The organism is Chryseolinea lacunae, from assembly GCF_016735595.1.
Taxonomy (GTDB): Bacteria; Bacteroidota; Bacteroidia; order Cytophagales; family Cyclobacteriaceae; genus Chryseolinea; species Chryseolinea lacunae.
In genome coordinates, this window is sequence record NZ_JAERRB010000002.1 from 87,116 (window position 1) to 112,874 (window position 25,759).

The 25,759-nt window shown below is 52.4% G+C and carries 20 protein-coding genes; 14 read left to right on the forward strand and 6 right to left on the reverse strand.

The features are described from left to right. Positions 1–57 precede the first annotated feature (57 nt). The 4 genes from JI741_RS06190 to JI741_RS06205 form a co-directional block, all read right to left on the reverse strand. A complete protein-coding gene (locus tag JI741_RS06190; RefSeq protein WP_202008179.1) occupies positions 58–1,293 on the reverse strand; it encodes a helix-turn-helix transcriptional regulator in 1,236 nt (411 codons plus the stop codon). A gap of 252 nt (positions 1,294–1,545) precedes the next feature. Then, positions 1,546–3,048 (reverse strand): reverse transcriptase family protein, encoded by a 1,503-nt coding sequence (locus JI741_RS06195; RefSeq protein ID WP_202008180.1) that lies wholly within the window; start codon positions 3,046–3,048, stop codon positions 1,546–1,548. A gap of 272 nt (positions 3,049–3,320) precedes the next feature. Continuing rightward, complete coding sequence (locus JI741_RS06200; protein ID WP_202008181.1) at positions 3,321–4,964, reverse strand: SWIM zinc finger family protein; 1,644 nt, start codon at positions 4,962–4,964, stop codon at positions 3,321–3,323. Positions 4,965–4,969: 5 nt separating this feature from the next. Further along, positions 4,970–8,056 carry a hypothetical protein gene (locus tag JI741_RS06205; RefSeq protein WP_202008182.1) on the reverse strand — a complete coding sequence of 1,029 codons (3,087 nt, stop codon included), beginning with the start codon at positions 8,054–8,056 and terminating at the stop codon, positions 4,970–4,972. Between the two features lie 335 nt (positions 8,057–8,391). On the opposite strand from JI741_RS06205, the gene JI741_RS06210 reads away from it, so the two are divergent. The 11 genes from JI741_RS06210 to JI741_RS06260 all read left to right on the forward strand — a co-directional run bounded on the left by JI741_RS06210 (position 8,392) and on the right by JI741_RS06260 (position 20,019). After that, the gene (locus JI741_RS06210; protein ID WP_202008183.1) at positions 8,392–8,931 is read left to right on the forward strand and encodes a nucleoid-structuring protein H-NS; all 540 of its coding nucleotides are present in this window, start codon (positions 8,392–8,394) and stop codon (positions 8,929–8,931) included. Between the two features lie 18 nt (positions 8,932–8,949). Next, complete coding sequence (locus JI741_RS06215) at positions 8,950–9,546, forward strand: hypothetical protein (protein WP_236675919.1); 597 nt, start codon at positions 8,950–8,952, stop codon at positions 9,544–9,546. Beyond that, positions 9,543–10,370 carry a hypothetical protein gene (locus JI741_RS06220; RefSeq protein WP_202008184.1) on the forward strand — a complete coding sequence of 276 codons (828 nt, stop codon included), beginning with the start codon at positions 9,543–9,545 and terminating at the stop codon, positions 10,368–10,370. The genes JI741_RS06215 and JI741_RS06220 overlap by 4 nt, the downstream gene beginning before the upstream one ends. Next, entirely contained in the window at positions 10,357–12,906 is a 2,550-nt protein-coding gene (locus JI741_RS06225) for a leucine-rich repeat domain-containing protein (protein WP_202008185.1), read from the forward strand. The genes JI741_RS06220 and JI741_RS06225 overlap by 14 nt, the downstream gene beginning before the upstream one ends. 363 nt (positions 12,907–13,269) lie before the next feature. Continuing rightward, positions 13,270–14,451, forward strand: a complete 1,182-nt coding sequence (locus tag JI741_RS06230) for a DUF3570 domain-containing protein (protein WP_202008186.1) — start codon at positions 13,270–13,272, stop codon at positions 14,449–14,451. 7 nt (positions 14,452–14,458) lie between these two features. Then, the gene (locus tag JI741_RS06235; RefSeq protein WP_202008187.1) at positions 14,459–14,896 is read left to right on the forward strand and encodes a thioredoxin family protein; all 438 of its coding nucleotides are present in this window, start codon (positions 14,459–14,461) and stop codon (positions 14,894–14,896) included. 2 nt (positions 14,897–14,898) lie between these two features. Then, complete coding sequence (locus JI741_RS06240; RefSeq protein ID WP_202008188.1) at positions 14,899–15,846, forward strand: FAD:protein FMN transferase; 948 nt, start codon at positions 14,899–14,901, stop codon at positions 15,844–15,846. Continuing rightward, a complete protein-coding gene (locus tag JI741_RS06245; protein WP_202008189.1) occupies positions 15,843–16,061 on the forward strand; it encodes a DUF4266 domain-containing protein in 219 nt (72 codons plus the stop codon). The genes JI741_RS06240 and JI741_RS06245 overlap by 4 nt, the downstream gene beginning before the upstream one ends. Before the next feature lie 173 nt (positions 16,062–16,234). Continuing rightward, the gene (locus tag JI741_RS06250; protein WP_202008190.1) at positions 16,235–18,535 is read left to right on the forward strand and encodes a PAS domain S-box protein; all 2,301 of its coding nucleotides are present in this window, start codon (positions 16,235–16,237) and stop codon (positions 18,533–18,535) included. 131 nt (positions 18,536–18,666) lie between these two features. Then, positions 18,667–19,116, forward strand: coding sequence for a cupin domain-containing protein (locus JI741_RS06255; RefSeq protein ID WP_202008191.1), 450 nt, complete (start codon positions 18,667–18,669; stop codon positions 19,114–19,116). Positions 19,117–19,143: 27 nt separating this feature from the next. Beyond that, positions 19,144–20,019 carry a sugar phosphate isomerase/epimerase family protein gene (locus JI741_RS06260; RefSeq protein ID WP_202008192.1) on the forward strand — a complete coding sequence of 292 codons (876 nt, stop codon included), beginning with the start codon at positions 19,144–19,146 and terminating at the stop codon, positions 20,017–20,019. An 86-nt stretch (positions 20,020–20,105) separates the two neighbouring features. Here the strand turns inward: JI741_RS06260 and JI741_RS06265 are convergent, their stop codons facing one another. Continuing rightward, on the reverse strand, positions 20,106–20,990 hold the full coding sequence (locus tag JI741_RS06265; RefSeq protein WP_202008193.1) for an ester cyclase: 885 nt from the start codon (positions 20,988–20,990) through the stop codon (positions 20,106–20,108). Positions 20,991–21,058: 68 nt separating this feature from the next. Beyond that, positions 21,059–21,832: a helix-turn-helix domain-containing protein gene (locus JI741_RS06270; protein ID WP_202008194.1), complete on the reverse strand. Its 774-nt coding sequence runs from the start codon at positions 21,830–21,832 to the stop codon at positions 21,059–21,061. Between the two features lie 329 nt (positions 21,833–22,161). Here JI741_RS06270 and JI741_RS06275 point away from each other — a divergent pair, with 329 nt between their 5' ends. The 3 genes from JI741_RS06275 to JI741_RS06285 all read left to right on the forward strand — a co-directional run bounded on the left by JI741_RS06275 (position 22,162) and on the right by JI741_RS06285 (position 25,666). Continuing rightward, entirely contained in the window at positions 22,162–22,497 is a 336-nt protein-coding gene (locus JI741_RS06275) for a PadR family transcriptional regulator (RefSeq protein ID WP_202008195.1), read from the forward strand. Continuing rightward, positions 22,494–25,184 carry an ABC transporter permease gene (locus JI741_RS06280; RefSeq protein ID WP_236675920.1) on the forward strand — a complete coding sequence of 897 codons (2,691 nt, stop codon included), beginning with the start codon at positions 22,494–22,496 and terminating at the stop codon, positions 25,182–25,184. Before JI741_RS06275 ends, JI741_RS06280 begins: the two co-directional genes overlap by 4 nt. A 182-nt stretch (positions 25,185–25,366) precedes the next feature. Further along, complete coding sequence (locus tag JI741_RS06285) at positions 25,367–25,666, forward strand: YciI family protein (RefSeq protein ID WP_202008196.1); 300 nt, start codon at positions 25,367–25,369, stop codon at positions 25,664–25,666. Positions 25,667–25,759 lie beyond the last annotated feature (93 nt).

Genomic DNA, 25,759 nt, shown 5'->3' on the forward strand with positions numbered 1-25,759 from the left:
CAAATAACAGAGAGAGAATCAGAAACGCCGGGCGATGAATAGTGGCCCGGCGTTTTTTTATTTTGAAAGCGTCCGAATGTAATGATCCAGATCTTCTTCTTTTGGCAAGGCCAGTTTTTGTTTGATGCGGTAGCGCGACATCAGCACACTCTTGGGCACCACGCCCATGCGCTGTGCAATTTCTTTGTTGCTAAGCCCCAACGAAATGAAGGCACAATGTTTCAGGTCGAGGCGTGACAGGCTGTCGCCGGATTTTTCTTTGAGCTTTTCAAAAAATGCCATCGGCACCGACTCCACGCCACCGTTGTCTTTGTCGAGCGCTTCTTCGCTTTTTTTATGCTGGTCGATCACGGCGTTCACCTGTTTCAGCACCGCGCGATCCTGGATGGCTTCGCTGATTTTTTTTCGGATCACCTTCAGCAATTCATTCTTCTGTTCCACCGTCACCTGGGCAACCTGTTCCCGCTCCTGGCGCTCGTGCTGCAGTTGTTGCTCTGTTTCCTGAAGTTGTTGCTCGGCCACTTTGCGCAGTTGCTCTGCCGTTTGGCGCGCCGCTTCGGCCGCATTTGTGCGGGCGCGGAACACCGCTTCGTGACGATCGGCCAGGCGTTGATTGTCTTCCAGTGTTTTCAGTCGCGTGTGCAGGGCGGAATCTCCTTTGTCTTTTTCTGACACCTGTTTCTCTAGCAGTGCGACGGTGGCTTGCAAGCGCGACGCTTTGAAAATAAAGTACAACGCCACAAGAATCACAACGATCAGGGCCGCAGCCGACGCCATCAACCAAAGGTTCGACGTTACGGCGTTCATCGTTTCCGGCTGATGTTCACGAGTGACGCCTTTTTCTCCGACGGCATTTGTGGTGATCACGGGCTTATCCGGTCGGCTTTCAAGCCAGGCTTTTCGCAGGAACACAAATCCCTTGGTGGCAGCGTCGTCGGTTTTGTTGGAAAACCAGAGGGCGCTGTCGAGGGCAACTTGTGCCTGGATGTGGTCGCCGTGGCGGTGGTATAGTTCCACCAGTGTTCCGTAGGCAAGGGCTTCATATTTTCCATCGGCCAAACCTTTGCCGAGGTGCAGTGCCTGCTGCGTGGTGCGAATTGCTTTTTCGGTGTCGGCCTCCGGCAGCGCTTGCGCCAGGCGACACATGGTGACGATGCGGTCTTCGATGGAGATATCCGTTTGCGACAACACCGTGCCCAACGAGTCAACGTTCGACTGGGCGTGGAGCGTGATGCAACACAAATAGACTATGGCCGGTATGAGGGAGCGAAGGAATGTGATTCTGGGGATCATTGAAAATCAAATAAACCGCAAATGTACACGTCGGATTGTATTTGACACGATAAAATTTAGCCAAACCAGCAGATCATCGCCGTTGACACGAGGTCTGCTATTGCTGCCCGCGCGAATCGGGCACAAACACCGGCAAACAAACCGGGCATTTCCGGCAATTAGCAAACATCCCACACCTGCAATCCTTGATACGGGTAACAAAAATTTGGGGAGGGATACGCTGGACTGGGCTGGACGGTCGGTCTCCGGATCTCACCAAAACTTCCACCAGGGCTTCTTCGCGTCGGAGCTTCCGGAACCCTTGGGGGCCTGCGCGGTTTCTTTGTCGCGCATGGCTTTGGACTTGTGACGGATCACGTGTTTGAATTGATTCGCGGCGAGAATGGCATTGACCCGCTCCACCAGCGGTTTGCCCTTGGCGGCATCGACCATGGCCACAAAACTGGCGTAGCCTTTCATGGACGCCAGCAGGTTGGTGGAGTTGTTCCAGTGCTTGCCGGCGATGCCGTCTTTTTCGATCTGGAACAACAAGGCGCGGAAACGATCCAGCTCTTTGGCGTTCACGGCAGGTTTTTCGTTCACCACAATGCCCGTCACTTCTTTGCGTGCTCCTTTTCGAAGCACTCTGAATTTGTCGGGGTGGATGTTGAGCTTTTCTTCTTTGATAATTTTTTTCACAAACCCCAGCAACGTCCTGGTGCCGGCCGCGGCGTCGCCCGATGCAGAAAACGTGAGGTCGTCGGCATAGCGTGTGTAGGTGAAGTTGAGTTTGGTGGCGATGCCCCGGAGCCGTGCATCGAGCTTGCGGCAAATGATGTTGGTGATGGCCGGGCTGGTGGGCGCGCCCTGGGGTAAGAACCGTTCCATGCTGGCGGCATAATACGTCACGCCGTCAATTGCGATCTGGTCGCACTCGGGTTCGGTGCAGAGCAGCGCGAAGATGGTGGCTACCTGTTCGGAATAACCAAACGACTTGAACACACCTTTGGCGCGCACGTAGGTGATGGACGGAAAAAAATCTTTCAGGTCGATGTTGATCACCACGTCGGCCTTCACGTGCGGCTGGGCGTTCGACACAATGGAGCGTGTCTTCACAAAGCCGTGTGCCGCGTCATGGAGCGTCACTTTATTGAGAATGTTTTCGAGTATCCAGTATTGCGCCTGCTTCAACTTGGGCATGGGCGTGGAGATGAGCCGCTTGCCACCGGTTTTCTTGGGTATGTAGAAACGTTTGTAGTGCGTGGTCTTGCTGATGATGCGGTGGTAGGCCAGGTGCCTCAGGTTGCCGATGGTGGTTTGCATGGCCTGCGCCAATGCTTCGGCGTGGTGAATGACGGGTAGGCCATAGGTGGCGAGTTTGGTGAGGTCGCTTTCCTTGTTGTTCAGGCCTTTCGAAACGTCTTCGCCCAGGTAGAGAATGTCTTTCTCCTTCGAGTCTTTCCAGCGTGCCGCTTTGGCTTCGCGTTTTTGTTTGCGCAGCTGTTTGTTTTCTTCGCGCTTGGCCCGCGACTGGGCCATGCGTGCTTTGCGCATTTCTTTGAGGGCGGCCTCGCGGTTTTCGTATTTGCGTTGCTGCTCCAGCAGTTCCTTCAGTTCTTTGGTGAGGTCGGCTTCCTTCACGATGAGCTGTTCGGACAACGACGGAATGCCTTCTTCTTTTTTCCAGAAGCCAAGGCGCTTCATCTCCTCCAGGATAACAGACTCTTTGGTCGATGCCTTGATGCGGTCGTAGAGTTGCTGACGAATGTCTGCCATAGGTAAAAAGAAAATGGTAGCAGCGGATATCCTTCGTCATGCTGAGGACTGGAACGGTCAACTCAAGCGAGACGCACCAGTACGCCTATTTAAATTCTCCAGATTTCACACCGGAAATAGGCGTACTGGTGCAGGATCGCACAGTTAAGAACGAGCCAGTGGCGCGTTAGTAAGCTGTGTACAAGGATGGTGATCCACCACCCGGGTTGCAAGGTTTTAATATCCTGCTGCTACCGGTTTAAAACTAATTGTATAATTATACTTTACAAAATTTATTTAACGCTTTCCTTCTCGCGCAACGCGATGCGCAAGGCCAGCATGTGATCGCACGGCCCTTGCATCAATTTGTTTTGCGTATAGAAATTGCACTGACATTTTCCACTCACCGCCCGGTCGTCGCGGTCAATGACAAGTTCAGGTTCAAAGGTTTTGGTTTTGTCTTTCACCTTGCCGGTCAACACCGTCTTGCCATCGCGCGTGCCCACCGACACCGACACCTGGTTGGTTAACACAAAACGAGTTGCCGCTTCTTCGCGGTCGTTGGCAAAGCGGAGCTCATCCAGCGGAAGCGACTCGCGCGACAGCTCGCGGATGCGATAGGTTTCGTTGCTCACGTCATAGATCACGCGCCCGGCCTGCGTGAACGACGCCAGCGCACCCAACACCACGCGCACATCGAGGTTTAATTTTTTGGCCAGCGCTTCCGGTTTTGAAAACCATGTTTCTTTCAGACCGGCATATACTTTCTGCATGGTCAGGCTATCCACTTCCGCGCGGGGTGCCAGCAAATCGAAGTTGCCCACACGCGACCAGTCGTTCACTGTCCAGCCCGAAAGACCCAGCGTGAAATTCAGATCGCCAAGGTCGGCCACAAAAAAGGAGGGAAGCCCTGAGCCTAACAGAATCACCTTGAATTGTTGAGCCACGGGAATGAGCCGCTCCAACAGAAGCAAACGGCGTCGTCCCCAGATGCGTATCTCTTTTGCTTCAACGCCTTCGTAGCGCGAGCGGCCACACACCACTTCATAGTTCCAGGGTTCAAACACCAGGCGAATGGGTTCACCCGGTTTCAATATCCAACGGATAGAACGCGGCCCTTCTTTTTCTTTATGACGGCGCAGCATAAAACAGATGTTATACACATCCATGGGATGCAGCGTGAACGTGGTGGCCGGAATGGTCATGGCCGAGCTCACCTGCAAAAAGCCACGCACCCAGCTGGCGGGCAAGTCAATCTTCACTTCCTTATAACTTTCTTCGTGCGTGGTCTGCACCTCGAACCCCGAAGGGTCAACGTTAAAAAAGGTCTCTTTGTATTCGCGTATTTTTTGAAACTCGTTATACAGGTCGGCCGAGTAGTCGATGTTGGTGGTGCCGCACTTGAACTCGTTCACTTTATTGAACACGTTATAGTTGCATCCCACTTTTCCATACGACGATTCGTCCTGACTGAAACATTCAAAGAATAATTCGTCGGGATGCACGGTGATGACCGGGTCCAGCACAAACCACGCTTCGCGGTTGGCGAGGTAGAGGTAGTTAAAATATTTCTGTCGCGCTTTATAGAACGGCCCCATGGCCTGTTCCTTTTGCTTCCGGATGTCGGCCAGGTCGATCTGGATGGCTTTTATTTTTTGTTCCACATTGGTGGCCCCGCGCAGGTATTCGGCAAGCCAGAGGTCTTCCTGTTCCTTGGCCCAGGCCTTGTAGTCGGATTTGTCTTTGGGTTTGTAGCGGAAGTCTGAAACCACAATGTCGTGCAACGCCGAGATGGCTTCGCGAAAGGGAATGTGTTTGTTGAGGTAGCCCGAGAAATAGGTGGGATCGCGATACACATCGGGTGCAAAGTTCATGGCCGTGGCGTGGGCATTGCTGCTCACGGATGTGTCGCCTTTAAATTTATAGTCGAATTGCATACGTCTTAGGCTTTAACATAATCTTGATACGTGCTCACCACCAACGGCGACGCGATGTCGGGATACGCTTTGCGGATGTCGCGAAGGGCCGCGATGCAGGCTGCTTTCTCGGTGATGGCCATGGATATGGACACCCGAGTGAAAATTTCCGTGGCCAATGTTGCTGCTGCACGGTCGCGCAGCGATTCTTTCCGCAGAAAGTCAAACACACGTGCCTTTGCTGCTTTGCCTTTGTTTACCTGCGAGAGCAACGTCACAAAATAGGGCTTCAAGGTTTCCAGCATGTCCTGTTTGCCGGCGGCATATTCCTGCAGGTAGGCCGTGGTGAACAACTGCACTTTGGTGGAGGGATGCTGACTGAGTTTCAACAGGTAGTCTGTGCCCTGTCGGTTGTCGAAAAATTTGGTGATCATTTCGCGGCCAAAGGCTTCCACATCTTCGCGCGTGCTGTCGCACAACATCACCAGCAGGTTGATGTCCCAGTCGGAAGCGGCAAAGTTGGTGCGGAAGAAATCGAACGCAAAAATGCGCGTGTCGTCCCACATCGAGTCTACAATTTTCAGCGCGTCTTCTTTGGAGGCTTTGATGGTGTCAACATATTTGCTGAACGTGGTCCACACAAACTTGCGCACGTCTTCCAGCGGGTTGCTGCCCAGCTTCACCAGCTCGGGCACGGTGAGGGCGTCGTCTTTCACATTCCGGTTCAACAGCACCTGGCCGATCCGTTGCGAGGTGCGATAGCGTGAGTTCAGCAACAACAATGTTCTTTCCTTCGAAATCACATGCAGACTATCGCCCAGTTCGTTAGACAACAGGCTCAACAGGTCGTCGTGGAGACCTTCGTACGATTCTTTGATGAGGAATGCGGGCACAAACAAATTCACCAGCTCCTTGCCAAAGTCGGGATAGGCCCGTGTCAGTTTCAGGATGATGGGTTTCACGGCGTCGCGCACGTCGGCGAGCGGCGACAGGCAGAAGCTTACCAGGATTTCTTTCCGTTGCAACAACAAGTCTTCGGGGAATTTACCCAGCAGGGCTATGCCCATGCCACGCGAATGCACATTGTCTGAACGCAAGAGCAGCTGCAGAAAATCTTCCGGCAGGTCTTCGGGCCGGATGGCATGTTTCAATAATATTTTCCCCGCCAGCGTATGCACTTCGGGCGCAGCATGGCGGAACAGATCCTGGATGATGCTGAGACTGATCGTGCGCAGGTTTTCGCCAAACGCGATAATGAGCGTGTCGCCCAATTGTGTGATGTAGCGGCGGTCTTCGTCTGTCTCGATCACGCTGCGCATGATGAAGGCCACTGCTTTGGCAACCATCACTTCGGCTTGCGCAGTGGTGAAGGTGGCCGCGGCTAAAAATCCGCGAAGCCATGCATGGGCCTCGGTTTTGCGCATCAGCAACAAGGCTTCAATAAACTCAGTGTCGGTCAGGAGTGTGGAGCGGTGTTGGCCAATCCAGAGTTCGGCTTGCTTGCGCGCATCGTCGAGCGCGCTGTCGATCATGGCGATCAGCAGGGCTTTGTCGGGCGATTGCGGATTGTATTTTTTGATGGCGAGGTCCAACCCGAGACGTTGTGTTTCCACGAACATGGATTGCAGAAAGAGAATGATGGACGGTGCATCGATCTCGTTTTCGAACGTGGGATTGGCTTGCCACACTTTCAAGGCAAACTCGTTCACGCGTTGGTTCCGGCTGTGGGCCAGCAGCTGAATAATTTTGGCGGGCGCTTTGTCCCACAACGTGGGAAAACCTTCTTCGCGCACCGTGGGTGTGGGACCACCCGGCACATAAGGCGCCACACAAACCCAGCCGTGTTTCACAAGTTGGTAGCGTGGGCTATTCTTATAGAGAATATAATTTAACGCCTGATACCGGCTCAAGGCATCATAATGGTGACGGTGTTCTTGCGATGTGGTGCGCCGTGTTTGAGGATCGTAGGCATAGGTGTAGCGTGTGGTGTGATATGGGTTGATGGCGTCGGCATCGGTGAACACCTGCAGAATTTCGGCGGCCAGTTCGGTATAGGACGCATCGTTGGCCTCGCCGTATTTCCGGAGTTGGCGCACCACGCGTTGTGTGAGATACGTTTTTGTTTTGTTGGAAAACGCCCGGGTGTTGTCTTGGCGTGCGCCGCTCCACTGGGGTGATTGATAGGAGGGCGGAGCCTTCTCGATGTTCCGTGCAATGACGCCATAAGGAGCATAGTCTTGCAGCATAGCCGCCGTCTTGAAGATGGTGCGGACATACTTGAAATAGTTTACGGCCAGCGGGATGTCATTCAACACGGAGAGGAACACCTTGTGCAGGGCGGCGTCTTCGCGCGAAAGCTGGTAGAGGCCGATGAGGTAGTCGTTGGCGGCCGTCTTCAGTTCAAAAAGATATTCGCGGATTTCTTTTTCGAGCTGCCGATAGTTTCCATCGCCCAGGCTTTTGCGGAAGGGCGCGGGCAAGGTTTGAACGATGGCCTGATGCAGCAGTGTTTTGTCGGCGCCTTCCGTGAGTTTGAGCAGCACGTCGGTGACCAGTTGCTGCACGTGGGCGGGAAGGGTCTTGTTTTGTTGCAGGTTTTGGATGAACCCCAATGCCTTCGGGGTGCCACACCGGCCCACGGCCCACACGGCCGAATAGATATTGGCAGGGTCCGACGGATCGGCCACTTGTAGTATATAAGGAATGGCTTCGGCAATTTTCAGGTCGCCGGCGCGCCAGATGATGCGCGACAATTGCCAGTGTTCGGGTTCTTCGCCCAGCGACGCGGCCTTCAGCAATTTCACAATGGCCTTCTTGCGTTTGTCGTTGCCACCCGACGATGCCTTGGAAACCGTGCCCGAAACAATCTGTATTTCACCGGCTGCGGCGTAGCCCTTGTTTCGTTTTTCCTGTTCCAGCGCAGCAAAAACTTTGTCGGCCTCGGCATAGGGAACGGGGAAAATGGTTTTGGTTCCTTCCTTGAGCGAACCACCTCTGCGGCCATATCGAAAATTCACCAGGAAGCCGTCGCCGGATTCGCAGAGATCAATTTCATACGCTTTATCGGAAGTGCCTTCCTGGAAGAACAGCTTTACTTGCTTGACTAGCTTCACAATGGGGAAACGGGTTTATCGGAAAAACTAAACGCAATAAATATAAGCGTAAAAATAATCGACGCAAACCTGCTGGCTTCCCCGCTTTCTTCCGGCCGTGTCATCCTTGGCACAATAATTTCTGAAGCCTGAACGTGAAATGCCTCCGGCAACGGCCATAGAGTGTTGAGGAACACGCTCCGGGTTTTCCCTGTCGTCCATAAAAAATGAATCGGACGGGAAAAAGTGTGGCATTTTTTCAACACTTTGTGTAAATCTTTCGCGGAAAAACCGTTGTTTTCCGTGTAGTACTTTGTCGGGAGCAGAATTCGTTAAATAACTAAACTCAAATAAGGATGAACGCCATTCGTAAATCATCAAAATTTTTCGTGATCGCCCTGGTCGTCGTGAGCTGCGCGCTGGGATGCAAGAGCAAGAAGAAAGCCATGGAGGCAGCGGCTGCGGCCGAAAAAGCCAAAACTGAGCAGGAAGCTGCCCTTCGCAAAAAACAGGAACAGGAAGCCGAAGCAAAACTGAAGGCCGAAGCCGAGGCGAAAGCCAAACGCGAAGCCGAAGAACGTGAGCGTCAGGCTGCATCGGCCGCCAGCACGCCCGCCGTGCGCCTGGGCAAATATTTCGACACGATTGCCGGCAGCGGAAACACCAGCGCCGCCAACACCAACATCAGCGAAGCCCTCGGCCTTTTTGCCTCGCCCGACACCCCGGTGCTCATCGTCATCAGCGAAGAGAACGGCATGAAGGACTACGACAAGCCCACCAACATCAAAAACTACCTGAACTACCTCAAGGATCAGAAGAAAAACATCAACCGCATTCAGAACCTTGTGTTCGACAGCGCCGGCAAGATCACCGAACTGGAACTCCGGAAAGACTAACTACAACACGCACCTTAAATGACAATCAACATGGTTAACACCCGCTCAACATACAGCCTGCTGGCCTTGCTGCTTTTGCTCGCAACGGCACCCCTGTTCGCACAACAAGCCGAGATCAGCCCCCAACGCAAACAGGCCATCGACTCGCTGGCCCTCGAAAAAGTGCGCGACCTCAGCAAATACATCAGCATCATTGGCAACAAAAAGACGGCCTATTCGGAAGCCACCCGCGTGATGGACCGCGCCGAAGAACTGTTTGCCCCCGGAAGTGAAATGGGCGTGTCTTCGCTCAACCGCAAAGAAGTGAACTACTACAAAGTGCGCAAATACTTTGAACGCCTCATGGCCCTGAACTATGACCGCGTCAGTATCCAATGGTACGATATTCACTACATCAGTGATCTTGAACGCCAACCCGATGGCCGCTACGTGGGCGTGGTAACCGTTTACCAACGCTTCGAAGGCACCAACGACGACGGCATGAAATACAAAGACACCACCAAGAAGGACATCACCATCTATGTGGAACGGAAAAAGACCCAGGTGTCAGGACGCACGATCGAGTTTTGGGATGTGATGTTGGGCGATATCCGTGTGACCGAAACCAGTGCATGAGAATAACGTCCTTTGTTTTTTTTCTGATACTTTCCTCCATGTCGGCCCACGCACAGATCGTGGGCGACATGGATGAAACGAAACTCTATGCCGAATCCAAACAGGTGAATCAATTCTTCCGCCGTTTTAATGGCGAGGAAGATGAGAAAGGCAATCGCTATTATCCCGGCGACAAGCAATACCGGAACATTAAACTCCGGAAAAAATACCTCGGCATCCTCTTCAACGAAAGCAACACCGGCATGCCGGCCGTGCTCAAGACAGAATTCGTCAAAAACGTGCTCGACAAATCCGAAACCTCGGTGCTCGACTTTCATGGCGGCAACTGGTTTTCGGAAGTGCACACCGTGTTCACGGCAAACGGCAAAGACCAGCCCGTCACGTTGTTCATGACGCTCGAGAAAGATCACCTCGGTTCAAAGTGGGTTATCCAGAAAGTGTATGCCGACATGTTTGCCCCCTATTTTGTGCGCGACACCTTGAAAGTCGGAAGATTTCTGCATCCCATGAGCCATGAGCTTGACTTCATGAACTTGCGCAAAGCCTTTGTGCAAACCGATAGCGTCGCTCAGTTTGCGTCAAAAAAATTCGTGCCCGATCACCTCTCGCTGTTTTTGTATGAAGTGAAAAAAGGTACCCTGAAATTCAAGACGGTGACCGACGTGAAATTTCATTTCTTTCAGCTTGATGGATGGTACTTTGAACTGGCAAACTTTAACCGCCCGGGCTATAACACCGGATGGCTCATTTCAAATCTGGTGAAACTTAAGAATCCTGTCGAAAAAGATGTCCTACGAAAGTATCTCTATTATGAAACCAAATAGATCCGGTTGGTTCCTGCTTTCCTTCTTTTTCCTGCTGACCTGGGTGGCCGCGGCACAGAAACCCAAGACGCCAAAAACCACCAAGAAGCCGGCACAACAACAGCCTGCAACCAAGACTACCAAGAAACCGGCAACACAAAAAACAGAACCTGCAAAGCCCGCCACAACCAACACGCCCCAGCAACCCAATGCTGTGGAAGACGAAAAACGCGTGCGCGATATGGTGGCCTTTTTTGAGTTTATGCTGAACACCCTGGGCAGCAGCAGCACATCGGCCCGCGACAAGGAAGTGCTGGTGCGCGACAGCTATTCAAAAGTTTTTCGCGACGGCAAAGTGCAGGTGGAAGACGACCTGGACACCGACCGCAAGGTGATCACCAACAAAGACGTGACGGCCTATCTGAAAGATGTTGACTTCTTTTTTGATGATGTGAAGTTTGAGTTCTCCATCGAAGCCATTCAAAGCGGCACCATGGCGGGCGGCAACACGTTTTATAAAGTGTCGCTTCGCCGCAACCTGAAAGGCACCACCACCGACGGCGTGGCCGTGAACAACACGGTGCCACGTTACCTCGAAATAAACTACGATCCCAAAAATCAGGATCTCCGCATCGTGAGCATCTACACCAACCTGGTGAACGAAAAAGAATCGCTCACACAATGGTGGAAGGCGTTGTCGTTTGAGTGGCAGGAAATTTTGCAACGGGCGGGCAAGGTGTCCGACAGCGTGTCGTTTCCCGAAATCAAAAAGATCAGGGCCATTCAATCGCTCGACCTTAGCCACAACACCTACATCCAAAACCTGGAGCCGCTCACCGACTTCACCGGCCTGCGCACGCTCAATGTGTCGCACACGGCCATCACAGACCTTGGTCCCATCCGAAACCAGACTGACCTCGAAAAACTGGACGCATCCTACACCGGCATCCACGACCTGACGCCGCTGAAATATTCCATCAACCTGCAGGAACTGAACGTGCGCGAAACTTCGGTGTCAGACATCAGCATACTGGAGCGGATGCCCCGCGTGCAGAAGCTCGATGTCAGCCACACGCTGGTGACAAGTTTTGACGCGCTGGATGTGCTCACCGAACTGACGGAGTTGAACGTGGAGACGACAAAGTTTGCCGACGTGTCTTTATTACAACCCCTCACAAAAGTGTCGAAGCTCGACCTGTCGAGAACGCAAGTGTCGGATGTGGCGCCGTTGAAGTTGCTCACATCATTAACCACACTGGATCTTGACTCAACCAACGTGCGCAACGTGAGCGCACTGAGCGCGCTGGAGAATTTACAAACGCTCTCCATAAACACTACGCAGGTCACCGACCTTCAACCGTTGCAAAAGCTGCCGCGGTTGCAAAAGATTTATGCCGACCACACCGCCATCACCCGCGATGCGGCCTATGCGTTTCACACGGCCAATCCCAAAGTGCTGGTGGTGTTCGACTCAAAAGACATGAACGCCTGGTGGGAAGCCCTGCCCGACGAATGGAAAGAAGTGGTAGGCAAAACAGCGAAGTTTGGATTGACCCCGGCCAAGGAAGAGCTGGCCCGCGTGAACACCATCGACTCCATAAACTTTAAGGGCTTCTTTGGCATCCGCGACCTGGAGCCCTTGCGCAAAATGCTGAAGCTTCGCGTTGTCATTGCCGGACAAACACACATCCAGGATCTGTCGCCCTTGCAAGACCATCGCGACATCCGCTACCTCGACATCAGCGAGACAGACGTGACCGATCTTTCTGTGGTGAGCCGCTTCACAAAACTGAAAGTGTTGCTGGCCGACAAAAGCAAAATCGAAAAAATCGATCCGCTGTTCGACCTTCCCAACCTGGAGAAACTCTACGCCGACAACACCATGGTGCACGACATCATTGCGCAGGAGTTGTTCGAAAAAAATCCAAAGTGCCTCATCGTATACAAGACCATACACCTGAACCGGTGGTGGAAAGGACTTTCTCCCGAATGGAAGGAAGTGATGCGCGGGCTAATGGACAAAGACACCACCACGACCCGGGAAAATCTTCACCGCCTGGTCGAACGCGAAGCTATCGCCATCAAAGACAGCCCCGTGAGTGATCTCACCGCCCTCAGCGAATTTGTACGCCCGAAAGAATTGCATTTCTCGGGCACGGCCGTGAGCAACATCGCGCCGCTGGCCAATTTCAGAATGCTCAGGTCGCTGCACATCACCAACGGACCGTTACAAAACATAGAGGTGTTGAATCAACTTACAGCCCTCGAAGACCTCGACCTCTCCAATACGCCCATCGACGAAATAAAAGTGTTGAGCACTCTCACCAACCTGAAGACGTTCAACGCAGCCGGCACCCAGATCAAGCGCCTCGACCCGTTGCAAGGTTTACAAAACCTCACCTCGCTGGATTGCTCGAACACCAACGTGTCGAAGATAGAACCACTGGAAGGACTGCCGTTGAAGACACTGAAGTGCTACAACACAAAAGTGTCGAACCGGACCATCGAGAGTTTCAAGAGCCGGCATCCGGAATGTAATGTGGTCTACTATCGCTAACGTGACGGGTTTGGATTGCAGGCTTAAGGTTTCACCTTCATACCAGCGCGATTGCCAGGGCAGGCATTGACTGCCTGAAACAGCGCTAGCATTCTTTTCATGGGTAATTATTCGCCTTGGTCATAATCCGCTTAAGACGGTTTTTTGACTACTTCCCTCCCAGGCAAAGAACACATGTACAAAACTTACTACCCTGTTCGTTAGATGATTCTGAACAGAGCCGTGTCAGGACCATCCTGACACATGCGTTGTTGAGTTCTGAATAGGAACGAACCGGACGCCCGTGAACCACCTCGGGTTTTCTGTTGTTTAGGACCAGAAGTCAACTTCGAAAAGTTGAATTGATCAAAAAAACAGGCTTGTATGCTGCGCATTTCTCTCACGGCCTTGGGCATTTACGTCTCTGCCTTAGCTGCCTTTTCTCAATCCGCAAACGATTCCTCTGCCTATAGCAGCCGAAAACTTAAAGTGGAGGAAGTAAATTTTATATCCAGCTATTATGCGCAGGACGGCAACAACTCTGCCGTGACGGGCGGCATTGGAACGGAGTCGCTCACCGACTTCGCGTCGACCATCGACGTGAAACTTTCACGGTATGACGGACACAAACGGAAGCATACGCTCACAGGGGAAATCGGTATTGATTTATACACGTCGGCATCGTCAGATAAGATTGACCCCAGCACCATCTCTTCGGCGTCGGCCCACGACAAGCGGATCTATCCCTCAATAACGTATGCCATCACGAATGAGCAAAAGGGAACTACCATCAGCGTAGGTGGATCGCTGTCGACGGAGTTTGACTATTTTTCCAAAGGCATCAGCGCCGGATGGTCGAAGTTGTCGAAGGATCGGAATCGTGAGTTCAGTTTTAAGGGGCAGGTTTTTCTCGATACCTGGAAAGTGATATTGCCCGTGGAGCTTCGCAGCAGCACCGCGCTCAACGGCAACAAGCCGCGCGATTCGTATAGCGCATCGTTCACGTTAAGCCAGGTGCTGAACAAGCGCATGCAGGTTTTGTTTCTTGCCGATTTTGCTATGCAAACCGGACAGCTGGCCACACTCTACCATCGCACGTATTTTGAAGATGGCACGCACCGTGTGGAGAAGCTGCCCGACAAACGTGTGAAAATTCCGGTGGGCGTGCGCCTTAATTATTTTGCGGGCGACCGCGTGATCGTTCGAACTTACTATCGCTACTACACCGACGACTGGGGACTGACAGCACACACGGCTGAGCTTGAGGTGCCCGTGAAGATCACACCATTCTTTTCCGTAAGTCCATTCTATCGTTATTATACACAACAGGGTGTGAAATATTTCGCGCCCTATCAACAACATCAGACAGGTGAAGAGTTTTACACAAGCGACTATGACCTCTCCACGCTATCGAGCAACATGGGCGGGTTGGGTGTTCGCTACGCGCCGCCGGGAGGTGTGCTGAACATAACGACGCTCAACGCGCTTGAACTTCGTTATGGACACTACAAGCGATCCACAGGACTTTCGTCCGACATCATCACAATGCTGATTAAATTCAAATAGGAAAATCATGAAAACGACAATCGCATTTTTGCTGCTCCTTGCATTTGCCCCATCGGAATGGCTCGTCAATTTTGACAAGGCAAAAGAAACCGCAGCCGGGCAACATAAATATATTCTGCTTAATTTCTCCGGATCGGATTGGTGCGCACCGTGTATTAAGATGAAAAAGGAAGTGTTCGAGAGCGCATCGTTTCAGGCCGTGGCCGAAAAACAACTGGTGTTGTTGCGCGCGGATTTCCCACGCTCAAAAAAGAACAAGCTGCCCGACGATCAGACAAAACACAACGAGGCCCTCGCCGAAAAATATAACCCAACAGGAAAATTTCCCTTCACCGTGTTGCTCGATGCCAACGGAAAGGTGCTGAAGGAATGGGATGGCTACGTGTTTGCCAGCCAGGACAAATTCATGCAGTCGCTTGAGCAGGTGCTGGGCGGGTCACACTAGAAATGGAAACAACAGCGACGCGATCCATACACAACAAAGGCCTTCGCCTCATGGGCAACCACTTCGAATTTTCGGTGGTGGCCGACGACGGTGCATGGGCCATGGCGTGTATTGAACGCGCCATCGATGAGGTGAAACGAATTGAAGCCCTGTTTACCACCTATCGTGACGACAGCCAGACAAACCGGATTAACGCTGCCGCAGGTATTGCTCCAGTGGAGGTAGACGGAGAAGTGTTTGATCTCATTGCTCGCTCGCTGCGCATTTCTGTGTTGACACAAGGCGCGTTCGACATCACCTATGGTTCAATGGACAAACGCCTGTGGAACTTTGATACCACGATGACGTCCCTGCCCGATGCGGAAACTGCCAGGGCCGCCGTGCGCCTCATCAACTATCGCAATGTGATTATGGATGCAGACCGGCGAACAGTTTTTTTGAAGGAGAAGGGAATGCGCATCGGCTTCGGCGGCATTGGCAAAGGGTATGCGGCCGACCGCGCGAAAGATGTTATGAAAAAAATGGGCGTGACCAGCGGCATCGTGAATGCTGCAGGCGACCTCACGGTGTGGGGCACACAACCCGACGGACAGTCCTGGACCATCGGCATTGCCGACCCGGGGCACCGCGCAGCGTCGTTTGCTTCACTCACCCTCTCGGATGTGTCGGTGGCCACGTCGGGAAACTATGAAAAGTTTGTCGTCATCGACGGTCAGCGCTATTCGCACACCATCGATCCAAAAACCGGCTACCCGGTAAAGGGCATCAAAAGCGTGACCATTCTTTGCCCCAGTGCAGAAATTGCCGACGCCATGGCCACACCGGTGATGGTGATGGGCGTGAAGGCCGGATTGTATTTGATCAATCAGATAAAAGGAATAGCCTGCATCATCGTAGACGATCACGATCGCGTGCACGCATCCGATACTATAAACCTGAAACATGCATGAAAAGGAAAAACATTTTGTTGTTAGCACTTGCTGCCATCGCCACACTGGCGTCGTGCTCGCCTGTAAAGGAATATCAGAAAATGCATCTCAACGACTCGGAGATGGAACTCGCTGCCCGCAAAACCCAACGGTTTGAAACCAGCTTTGAGCTCTATCGCGAGGGCGCATCAGGTGCCAACGGTGGAAAGAACGGCGGTGGCTGTGGCTGCAACTGATGCCCCCAACGTTCCCGTTGATGCGACGTTTTTTACGGTGAAGACGTGAACAAAAGTTAACGAGGTTCAAGCTGGCTATTCATTGCCGGTATGCCCCTGAATGGCTATATTTACTGTAAGCCCATACGCTGACGTTTTGTTAGCGATGGGCTTTCATTTTTACAGCTGTCCGTATGAACGCAAACCCATCAACACCGATTCCATTCGAAAGGCTTTTTGCCGCGCTTCCCGGTTTGCTTCTGGCCACCGATAAGACATTTAACATACTGGCCGTGAACGACTGGGTTTTGAAAACCCACGACAAACGCCGCGACGAGCTGGTGGGAAAACCACTGACCCTGCTCTTCCCGGAAGCAACAACCGCTTTGCATGGTCTGCTGGCCACACAACACGAACAGCGGATTTCGTTTCGCGCCGCTTCCGGTGGTTTGACCCGGATGGTGTTCACGCCCATTGACGACGAGCACAATCATTTTCAATATGTGCTGGTGAACATCGACCATGTTGCATCGGAACACGCCAGCCCGGGCGCAACAAGCGACTCGGGCGATTTGAAAGATTTGTTTGCCACCGTCTTTGAATTTAATCCCGCCGCGCTGGCCTTGTCGCGCATCAGCGACTCGACTGTGGTGAATGTGAATGCGTCTTTTTTGCGACTGTTTGAATTCGCAACCAAAGCCGACGTTGTCGGAAAAACATCGGCCGAACTCAACATGATGTCGGCCGCGGAACATCGGAATGAAATCATTCGGCTGTTGAGCGAAAAGTTGAATGTGTTGTCGGTGGAAGGCAACATCCGCACATCGCGCGGTAATCAGAAATGGATATCATGTTCAATCATTCGCGTGGAAGTGAATGGAGAGGCATGTCTTTTGTCGGCCATCCTCGACATCACCGGGCGCAAGGAAACAGAAGAACAGCAAAAGAAAGTGAACACGGAATTGGAACAGCTCGTGGCGCAGCGAACCAAAGACATGATGCAGGCCGAGCTTGACTATGCTTCCATCGTGGAGCAAGCCACCGACGGCGTCTTTATTTCCGACCTGAAGGGCAAATACCTCGACGCCAACCCGAGTGCCTGCCAGATGGTGGGCTACACCAAAGAAGAAATTCTGTCGCTGACCATGCACGACCTCCTCATGCCAGCCGATGTGGCCAGGAACCCTCCAAAATTTTCGGAGCTGATGGCCGGCAAAAACATTTTGAGCACGCGGGTTCTGCGGCGCAAAGATGGTTCGCCTGTGCACGTAGAAATCAACGCAAAGATGTTGGCCAACGGCCGCATGCTGGGCTTGGTGCGCGACATCACCGAACGCCGGAAAGTCGAAGAACAAATTCAAAACCTCAACATAAGGCTGGAAGAGAAGGTGGTTGAACGCACGGCCGCGTTAGAGAAAAAAATAGTCGAGCTCCACGAAAGCGAAGAGAAATTTCAAAAAGCTTTTCACGCCAGCTCGGCCGGCATCACCATCACGCGGCTTTCGGATGCCCGCTATATGGAGGTGAACGACGCGTTTCTTGAAATGATTGGCTATACCCGCGGCGAAGTGCTGCAACACAGCTCGGCCGAACTGGGCCTGATTGTGAACTTTGAAGGACGCGAAAAACTGATCCGCGAATTGACCGAGCTTGGTTCGGTGAAACAAATGGAAATGACCGTGCGCAAAAAATCGGGCGAGCTGCTGGAGGTGCTTTCATCTATTGAAACCATATTCCACAACGGCGAGCGCTTTGCCATCAACATCATCTACGACATCACAGAACGCAAGCGTGGCGAGGAAAAACTGGCGGCTGTGAATCGCGAGCTGGAAGCGTTTTCCTATTCCGTGTCGCACGACCTGCGCGCACCGTTGCGGTCCATCATCGGCTATTCTGAACTGATTCGCGAAGATTTTGCCAGCAGCATCGCGCCGGGCATGGAGAAACACCTGCAACGCATCCAAAGCAACGCCACCCGCATGGGCCGCCTCATCGACGACCTCCTGGAGTTTTCGCGGCTGGGTAAATTGGAAATTCAGAAAACAAATGTCGACACTTTTCTGATCGTCGAAAAAAGCATAGCCGACCTGAAAAACAACACGCCCGAAAAAACCGCGATCGCCGTGCGCGAGCTGTTGCCCGCCGTGGGCGATCGGGCCATGCTGTCGCAAGTGTGGCTCAACCTGTTGTCGAATGCCATCAAATATTCGTCAAAGAAAGAAGCTCCCGCCGTTGAGGTGGGTTCGTATGCCACGGAGAACGAAGTTGTTTTTTATGTGAAAGACAACGGTGCCGGGTTTAACATGGAATTCGCAGCCAAACTGTTTGGGGTGTTCCAGCGTCTTCATCGCCCGTCCGATTTTGAGGGAACGGGTGTGGGTCTTGCGCTGGTGAAGCGGATCATCGACAAACATGGCGGTCGTGTGTGGGCGGAGGGCGAGGAGGAACAAGGCGCTACATTTTATTTCTCGTTGCCAAAAGCGCAAGACGCCTAGCCGGGTCAGGATGCTCCCTGGTCTACCGGCAAATTCTCCCGTGGACTACCTGCCGTTGACACGATCTGTGCAGGTTTGCATTTCGGATTCACCGGAATGACCGGTGAACCTTCACAAAACCCTTACATACTATGACTCTTTGCAAATCAATGCTCGCCGCTGTATTTTTTATCATGCTCACCACCGCACAGGCACAACATCACGAGAAAACAAAAGAAGCGCAAGGACCACTTCTGTTCAGCCCCGTGCTTTCGCAGGTGCTTTCCGATCCTGAATTGGCAGACTTCAAAATGGAATCTACCGTGCTCACGGTTGTGCCCGGCGGTGTGGACACGGTGTCGCACCGGCACGACTGCGAACTTTTTGGCTACGTGATGGAAGGCGAAGTGGAAATCGCACTGGTGACCAAGCAACTCAAGAAGTATGGAGCGGGCCAGATGTTCTACGAACCCCGCAACATCCTTCATACGTACACGCACAATGCCAGCACCAAAAAGCCGGCAAAAATCCTGTTGATCTTCATCATCAAAAAAGACCGGCAAGGCTACACGCCCGAATATGTTCCGGCGGAGAAACACTGACGATAAATCAACCCCCCTAAATACCCCATGACGACCCGAAGAGATTTTTTGAAGCAAGCCGGTGTGTTCACTTCCGCACTGTGTCTCACCCCAAACCTGTTGGCCAAGTCCCCCTATAAACTGGGTCTGCAGCTCTACACCATCCGCGACGCCATGGCGGCCGATGCCCCCGGCACGTTGAAGAAAATTTCTTCCTATGGCTACCAGGAAGTGGAGATCTATGGCTTCGACGGAAAATACTACGGCATGACACCGGCCGATTTCAAGAAACTACTCTCCGACAACAACCTCACCTCGCCCAGCGGCCACTACAACCTCGACAAGTTTGTGCTTCCTGGTAAAACAAACGACGACCTGCTGCGCTATGTGGATTTATGTATCGAAGGCGCGCACATGCTCAAACAAGACTACATCGTGTGGCCGTGGCTCGATCCATCACTTCGCTCACTGGAGAACATAAAAATGATTGCCGACACCTTGGATCTCATTGGCGAACGCATTCGCAAAGGTGGTCTTCAGCTGGCCTACCACAATCACGATTTCGAATTTGTGGACCACGATGGCAAACGCGGCTATGATATCATTCTGGCCACCAACCCCGACAACGTGAAGCTGGAGCTCGATCTCTATTGGGCGTCGTTCATGAAACAAAACCTGGCGCAACTGTTCGAGCGACAACCGGGCCGTTTTGTGATCTGGCATTTGAAAGACATGGATAAAACCAATCCCGATCTGCACACCACCATGGGCGATGGGTCTATCGATTTCAAAAGCATATTGCCACTGGCCAGTAAGTCTGGCGTGAAGCACATGTTTGTGGAGCAAGGCAACAACTATGTGCCCGATGCGATGCAGTGCGTGGCACGAAGCGCCAAGTATACGAAGCGAGAATTGCTGCCGTAGTAGGCTGCGCGATTATAGAACATAAGAAACGTTGGTCAGGAAGAGGATTCCCCTGACCAACGTTTTTTTTAAGACTTGCAATTTGTTTAGTGAACCGCTACGGGTTCGGCTATCTCTCTATATAAACCTCTGTCCATCGTGATGTGCAGCCGTTGCATCATCTCGCCGGGGTTGAACCCGATCCGTTTGTATTCGGCCTGCACCACTTCCTTGGCGCGTTGCACGGCGGCCTCATTTTCCCAGAGCGCAATGGTGATGAGAATGGCATTGCCGTGTTCGTCGTAATATTCATAGGCTGCATCTTCAACAAAGCCGGGCAGGTTTCGGATGAAGTCACGGTTGATCGCCATGCGCGTCATAAACTCTTCTTTGGCACCGGGTGGTATAAGAAACTTGTCGATGAAGCGAACCTGATCGGAAGACGGCGTGCGTTTTTGAATGACGTTGATGTCTTGTGGAAGCACGTCGAGCTGTTGCAGAAAACCCAGACGGTCGGTGTGCACATCGCCTTTGATCACTTTTCCGTTCTTCAGCACAAAGATGGCGAGACCATCGTTGGCAATTTTGTTTCCGGTGTTGGCGATGTGTTGATAGGAGAGGGTTTGGGTTCCCGTCAGCTTCCAGCGCACCATCACGCGGTCGTCTTCGGCCAGCAGTTCCTGAACGTTCCATTGAATGTCGGGAAAAGAATGAATGAGCCCCAGCACTGGTTCCTTAAAAGACTGCGGACCTTTTTCGCCGCGAAAGCCTGTGTAGTCTTCCGATACAAATTGGGGAAGCAGCTCAAACTTGCGTTGGTTGAGCGCCTGGTCATACAGATTCCGGATCACTTCTTTGTTTTGTTGTGTCGTCGACATTTTTACCTCCTTGTTTTTTGTTTTTTCATTGACGTTTTGCGCAGGCTGGGCCATCGTTACTCCCGGCGCCAGCAGGACGGCCCACAGGCCCATCCGGATGCATGCTGTTTTCATGTTCTTTGCATTTTGGTAATACAAAGTTCAGCAGCGTCGAAAACAAAGTCTTGTAAAAAATCAGTGAATCACCAGCGAACGGGTGCCTTCAGGTAGTCGGTGGGCGTTTGCCCGGTGAACAGTTTAAAATCTTTGGTGAAGTGGGGCTGATCAAAATAGCCGGCATGAAATGCAGTTTCGGCCAACGTTTGTTGTTGAAGACCTTGGTTGATGATGGCCTTCATGCGAATGATAAACGAATATTGTTTGGGCGAAATGCCCACCGTTTTGCGAAACCGTTTTTCGAACGCATCCTGGCTGAGGCACATCGCGTCGGCCAGCCCTTTCATGTTGATGACACCGCGGGCGGCACGAATCCTGTCGAGCGCGGCAAAGACCAATGGATCGGGTTTGTGACGGAAAAGTTTGGAGAGCAGAAACTGTTCTACCAATTGAACGCGCTCGGTGTTATGTTTTGCTGAGGCAAGTTGTTCATGCAGAAGCTCCGCGTGTTGATAACCTTGGAAGCTGTCGAGCGGCACACTTTCTTCGGCCAACGCGTGCAGCGGTTCGCGGAAAAAAGCGCTGGCGCCCGCTGCGTTAAACACAATGAGGATGTTGCCCGAATCTTTCAGATACTGAATGGTGCGTCCCGATTTGCGCAGCCCCGACACCATGGCAACGGGCAGGTCTTGGCTGGTGTCTGAAAATTGCTGCTTCACCAATCCTTTATACCGAATGGCCATCACCATCGACGCCTCGGGTAACACCCGATTCACCATTTCGTCGGGACAGTCCACGATAGTGTAGCGCGCCACATATGGGCTTAGGGCTTTCGAAGGGTGATGGATCTCAACGTTCATGCGCCGTGCGTCAAGGTTGGCTGACTGGATTTTTTTATCAATTCAATTTTTAGACTACAGCAATCATTCCACTGAAATATAGTGTATGAATGCGACATGTTTTTAACTGATGCATGCCGTCAAAAGGTTCCCAGGTCGCATGGATTGCTTTGGGGTGGACGTTGTGCGTTGGGTTGACCTTTCCCAGTGCGACATCGAACGTTACTGTTCCTAAAGCGGACACGAAGCCTGTCGAGGTTTCTTTAAAATCTTCGAAATCAGACTGAAATCAGCGAAATGAGCGTGGCAAGCCATTTGATCAACAAAACTAGAATTAATCAGTTTAACGCATGAAGCGAGTATACCTGGGCGAGTTCGAAGAAATTGTTTTGCTGGTCGTGGCCGTGCTCGACGGTGTGGCCTATGGGGTGAACATCACCCACGAAATTCTGGAGCAGACCCAGCGGTCGGTGCGCCTCAACCAGGTGCACGCATCGTTGCAACGCCTGGAGGAAAAAGGCATGATCGTATCCAAAATGAGCAACCCCACGCCCGAACGCGGTGGCCGTAGAAAACGAATCTTCACCATCACGGCCTATGGCAGCAACACCCTGAAAGACATTCAGCAGGTTCGCGCCTCCCTGTGGAACGCTGTGCCCCCCACATTAAAATCGGCACACGCATGAGCCCCTCGCCATCATCTCACCCCACACCGCCACGGTGGGCTACACGCCTGCTGGAGTGGTATTGCGCACCCGAGCTGCTCGAAGAAGTGCAGGGCGACCTGCTGGAAGAATTTCTGCTCCGCTGCCGCCACGACGGCCCGCGCGCAGCACGCCGCGACTATGTGCGCAACGTGTTTGAATTCATGAAGCCCTTTGCCATCAAACGAAAACCAACCTCCAATCCCATTCTTCCTATGAACTTGCTACGTCACTATTTTACCGTGGCCCTGCGCCAGGTGCTGCGGCACAAAGCCTTCTCGGCCATCAACGTGATTGGCCTCGCCATGGGCATGACCTGCTGCATGACTATTTTTCTTTGGGTGATCGACGAACAGGCTGTCGATAACTTTCACGCCAAGGGAGACCAACTCTACAACATCTACATGACCGTGCATGCCCGTTCGGGCAACCAGGGTTCATACAACACGCCACGAAACTATCGCGACAACAAGACGTATCTCGTTGTGGACGACGCGAAGACGTCCATCCCCGAAATAAAAGGCATGGCATTCTATGCCACGGGCTACTCGCTGCCGTGGGGACATCCTGAAACGTTTCAGGTGGGCGACAAGAAACATAAGCTGGAAGGTTCGCGTGCCAGCGCAGACTTCTTCACCATGTTCAGCTTCCCCATCCTGGCCGGCGATGCAAACACAGCCTTGAAAGATCTCAGCAGCATTGCCCTGTCGCGCAAAATGGCCGTGCTGTTTTTTGGAAGTCCCGAAAACGCCATCGGCAAAAGCATCCGCTACGAAAATAAAATTGACTTCCAGGTCACCGCAGTGTTCGAAGACCTGACGCCGCACACCTCGTGGAAATTTGATTTCCTCGTCAACTGGGAGTCGCACATGACGCGCATGGACTGGGCGTCGGGCATTATGCAAACCACCCTGTTGCTTTCGGAAGGTGCCAATGTGGAGGACGTGACCCATAAACTCAATGTCTTTGTGAAATCGCGTCTCGACAAAGATCAGCCGTTCAGTGTCACGCTGGGATTGCAGCCGTTTCGCGACCAATACCTCAAAGCAAATTTCACAGACGGCAAACCCTCAGGCGGTCGCATTGAATATGTGCGCATCTTCAGCGGCGTGGCTGTGTTCATCCTCATCATTGCGTGCATCAACTTCATGAACCTGGCCACCGCGCGTTCGGTGAAACGCGCAAAAGAAGTGGGCGTGCGCAAGGTGATTGGTTCGCCGAGACATTATTTGATCGGGCAATTTTTTGGAGAGTCGCTACTTTTGTCTTTTCTCGCGTTGGCCGTTTCACTCGTCTTGCTGCAATTCCTGCTTCCGCTGTTCAACCAGGTCACCGGAAAACATATCGTGGCGCCCATCACCGATGGGTTCACGTGGTTGGGGCTGGTCGGCCTCGCGTTTGTGACGGGCATCATGGCGGGTAGTTATCCGGCGTTGTTTCTTTCTTCACTCAAGCCGGTGAACGTGTTGAAGGGCGTGGTGCAATTCACACAGAATGCTATTTGGTTTCGCAAGGGCCTTGCTGTTTTTCAATTCGGGCTGTCAATATTGTTACTCATCGCCACCATTGTGGTGTCGCAGCAAACCAGCTTCCTGCAACACATGAACCTTGGCTACGACAAAGAGAACCTCTTTTATTTTCCCATTGAAGGCGAGCTGGCGAAGTACGATAAATTTCAGGCGCTCAAACAAAAAGCAGCACAACTGCCCGGTGTGATGATGGTTGACCGCAGTAGCGAAGCGCCCCACGCCATGGGCTTTGTGGTGGACGAAGACGATGGCGTTGCCGAAACCCAGAATCCCGACGACACCGCCATCAAGTGGGAAGGCAGAGACAAAGGATCGATGGTGGGCTTCAAACCCACTTCCGTGGGATTCGACTTCGTGAAGCTCATGAACCTCGACATCGTGGAAGGTCGCGACTTCTCGCGTGCCAACGCCACCGACTCGGCCGATGCTTTTCTTGTGAACGAACAAGCCGTGAAAGAAATGGGCTTGAAAGATCCCATTGGCAAGTGGGTGTCGGCCTGGCAAAAGAAAGGACATATCATCGGCGTTCTGAAAGACTACAACACCAACTCGCTTCGTGAACGCATCCGCCCGCTCATTGTGGATGTGAAGGAATACGAATACTTCGGCGTCATCCTCGTGCGCACAGAGGCAGGCAAAACCCGTGAGGCACTGGCGGGGTTGGAGAAAATTTATAAGGAAATCAATCCCAACTATCCCTTCGATTTTCGGTTTGTCGACGAAGAATACAACAAGATGTATCGCAATGAACAGGTCATGACAAAACTATCCAACGCGTTCGCGGCACTGGCCATTGTGGTGTCGTGCCTGGGGTTGTTGGGACTGGTCATGTTTTCGGCAGAGCAACGCACCCGCGAGATTGGCATACGCAAAGCACTGGGCGCCACGGTGGCCAACATTGTGGGGCTGCTGTCGCAGGACTTTGTGAAAATTGTGGCGCTGTCGTTTTTGGTAGCTACACCGATAGCTGCCTACCTGATGCACCAGTGGCTGAATGGCTTCGCCTTCAAGATCGATTTGTCGTGGTGGATTTTTGCCTTTGCCGGCATCGTGGCGCTGTGTGTGGCATTGCTCACCATTTCTTTCCAGGCCATTCAGTCGGCGCGCGCCAACCCGGTCGACTCGTTGCGTTCGGAATGATTTTTTGAGGATGCAAAAATGCGATGGGTTGTATCGCAAAGAAGTTTAAAAGTTGGCTACCTTCATGTGTGGTTGCCGTGAAGTATAAAAAAAACAAGTGGGGCGTACCAGTTTTTACTGGGCGCCCTATTCATTTTTAACCGCCTCGGCCGGCACGCTATTCTTCTTAAAATTTCAGACCTATGTTCATCATCGACCTTCACTACATCGTTCCGCTCGAACAACTGGATGCGCACATGCCCGAGCATGTAGCCTTTCTTCGGAAATACTATGCACAAAATGTGTTCGTAGCCTCTGGGCGAAAAGTGCCGCGCACGGGCGGAATCATTTTGGCGTTAGCGTCGTCAAAGGAAGATGTGGAAGCGATCATGGCCGAAGATCCGTTCACCCTGCACGGCCTGGCGAAAATCACCATTACTGAATTTCTGACGTCGCAGTATCATCCCGATCTGAAACGATTGGTGTCGTCCAGCAAGAAGTAAGGGCAACAGCATTCGCGATTACGACAGTGGAAGTGGTCGATGCGTTGTGTTTTGCTTTTTCGGAAAACAAAAAAAAGCGTCAACAAAAATATT

Excerpts from the sequence above, each read along its gene's own strand:
- JI741_RS06200 (WP_202008181.1), bottom strand. The coding sequence starts at position 4,964 with ATGCAATTCGACTATAAATTTAAAGGCGACACATCCGTGAGCAGCAAT.
- JI741_RS06210 (WP_202008183.1), top strand. The coding sequence starts at position 8,392 with ATGAACGCCATTCGTAAATCATCAAAATTTTTCGTGATCGCCCTGGTC.
- JI741_RS06265 (WP_202008193.1), bottom strand. The coding sequence starts at position 20,990 with ATGAAAACAGCATGCATCCGGATGGGCCTGTGGGCCGTCCTGCTGGCG.
- JI741_RS06230 (WP_202008186.1), top strand. The coding sequence starts at position 13,270 with ATGCTGCGCATTTCTCTCACGGCCTTGGGCATTTACGTCTCTGCCTTA.
- JI741_RS06285 (WP_202008196.1), top strand. The coding sequence starts at position 25,367 with ATGTTCATCATCGACCTTCACTACATCGTTCCGCTCGAACAACTGGAT.
- JI741_RS06250 (WP_202008190.1), top strand. The coding sequence starts at position 16,235 with ATGAACGCAAACCCATCAACACCGATTCCATTCGAAAGGCTTTTTGCC.
- JI741_RS06225 (WP_202008185.1), top strand. The coding sequence starts at position 10,357 with ATGAAACCAAATAGATCCGGTTGGTTCCTGCTTTCCTTCTTTTTCCTG.
- JI741_RS06240 (WP_202008188.1), top strand. The coding sequence starts at position 14,899 with ATGGAAACAACAGCGACGCGATCCATACACAACAAAGGCCTTCGCCTC.
- JI741_RS06245 (WP_202008189.1), top strand. The coding sequence starts at position 15,843 with ATGAAAAGGAAAAACATTTTGTTGTTAGCACTTGCTGCCATCGCCACA.
- JI741_RS06235 (WP_202008187.1), top strand. The coding sequence starts at position 14,459 with ATGAAAACGACAATCGCATTTTTGCTGCTCCTTGCATTTGCCCCATCG.
- JI741_RS06255 (WP_202008191.1), top strand. The coding sequence starts at position 18,667 with ATGACTCTTTGCAAATCAATGCTCGCCGCTGTATTTTTTATCATGCTC.
- JI741_RS06270 (WP_202008194.1), bottom strand. The coding sequence starts at position 21,832 with ATGAACGTTGAGATCCATCACCCTTCGAAAGCCCTAAGCCCATATGTG.
- JI741_RS06260 (WP_202008192.1), top strand. The coding sequence starts at position 19,144 with ATGACGACCCGAAGAGATTTTTTGAAGCAAGCCGGTGTGTTCACTTCC.
- JI741_RS06220 (WP_202008184.1), top strand. The coding sequence starts at position 9,543 with ATGAGAATAACGTCCTTTGTTTTTTTTCTGATACTTTCCTCCATGTCG.
- JI741_RS06215 (WP_236675919.1), top strand. The coding sequence starts at position 8,950 with ATGACAATCAACATGGTTAACACCCGCTCAACATACAGCCTGCTGGCC.
- JI741_RS06275 (WP_202008195.1), top strand. The coding sequence starts at position 22,162 with ATGAAGCGAGTATACCTGGGCGAGTTCGAAGAAATTGTTTTGCTGGTC.
- JI741_RS06190 (WP_202008179.1), bottom strand. The coding sequence starts at position 1,293 with ATGATCCCCAGAATCACATTCCTTCGCTCCCTCATACCGGCCATAGTC.
- JI741_RS06280 (WP_236675920.1), top strand. The coding sequence starts at position 22,494 with ATGAGCCCCTCGCCATCATCTCACCCCACACCGCCACGGTGGGCTACA.
- JI741_RS06195 (WP_202008180.1), bottom strand. The coding sequence starts at position 3,048 with ATGGCAGACATTCGTCAGCAACTCTACGACCGCATCAAGGCATCGACC.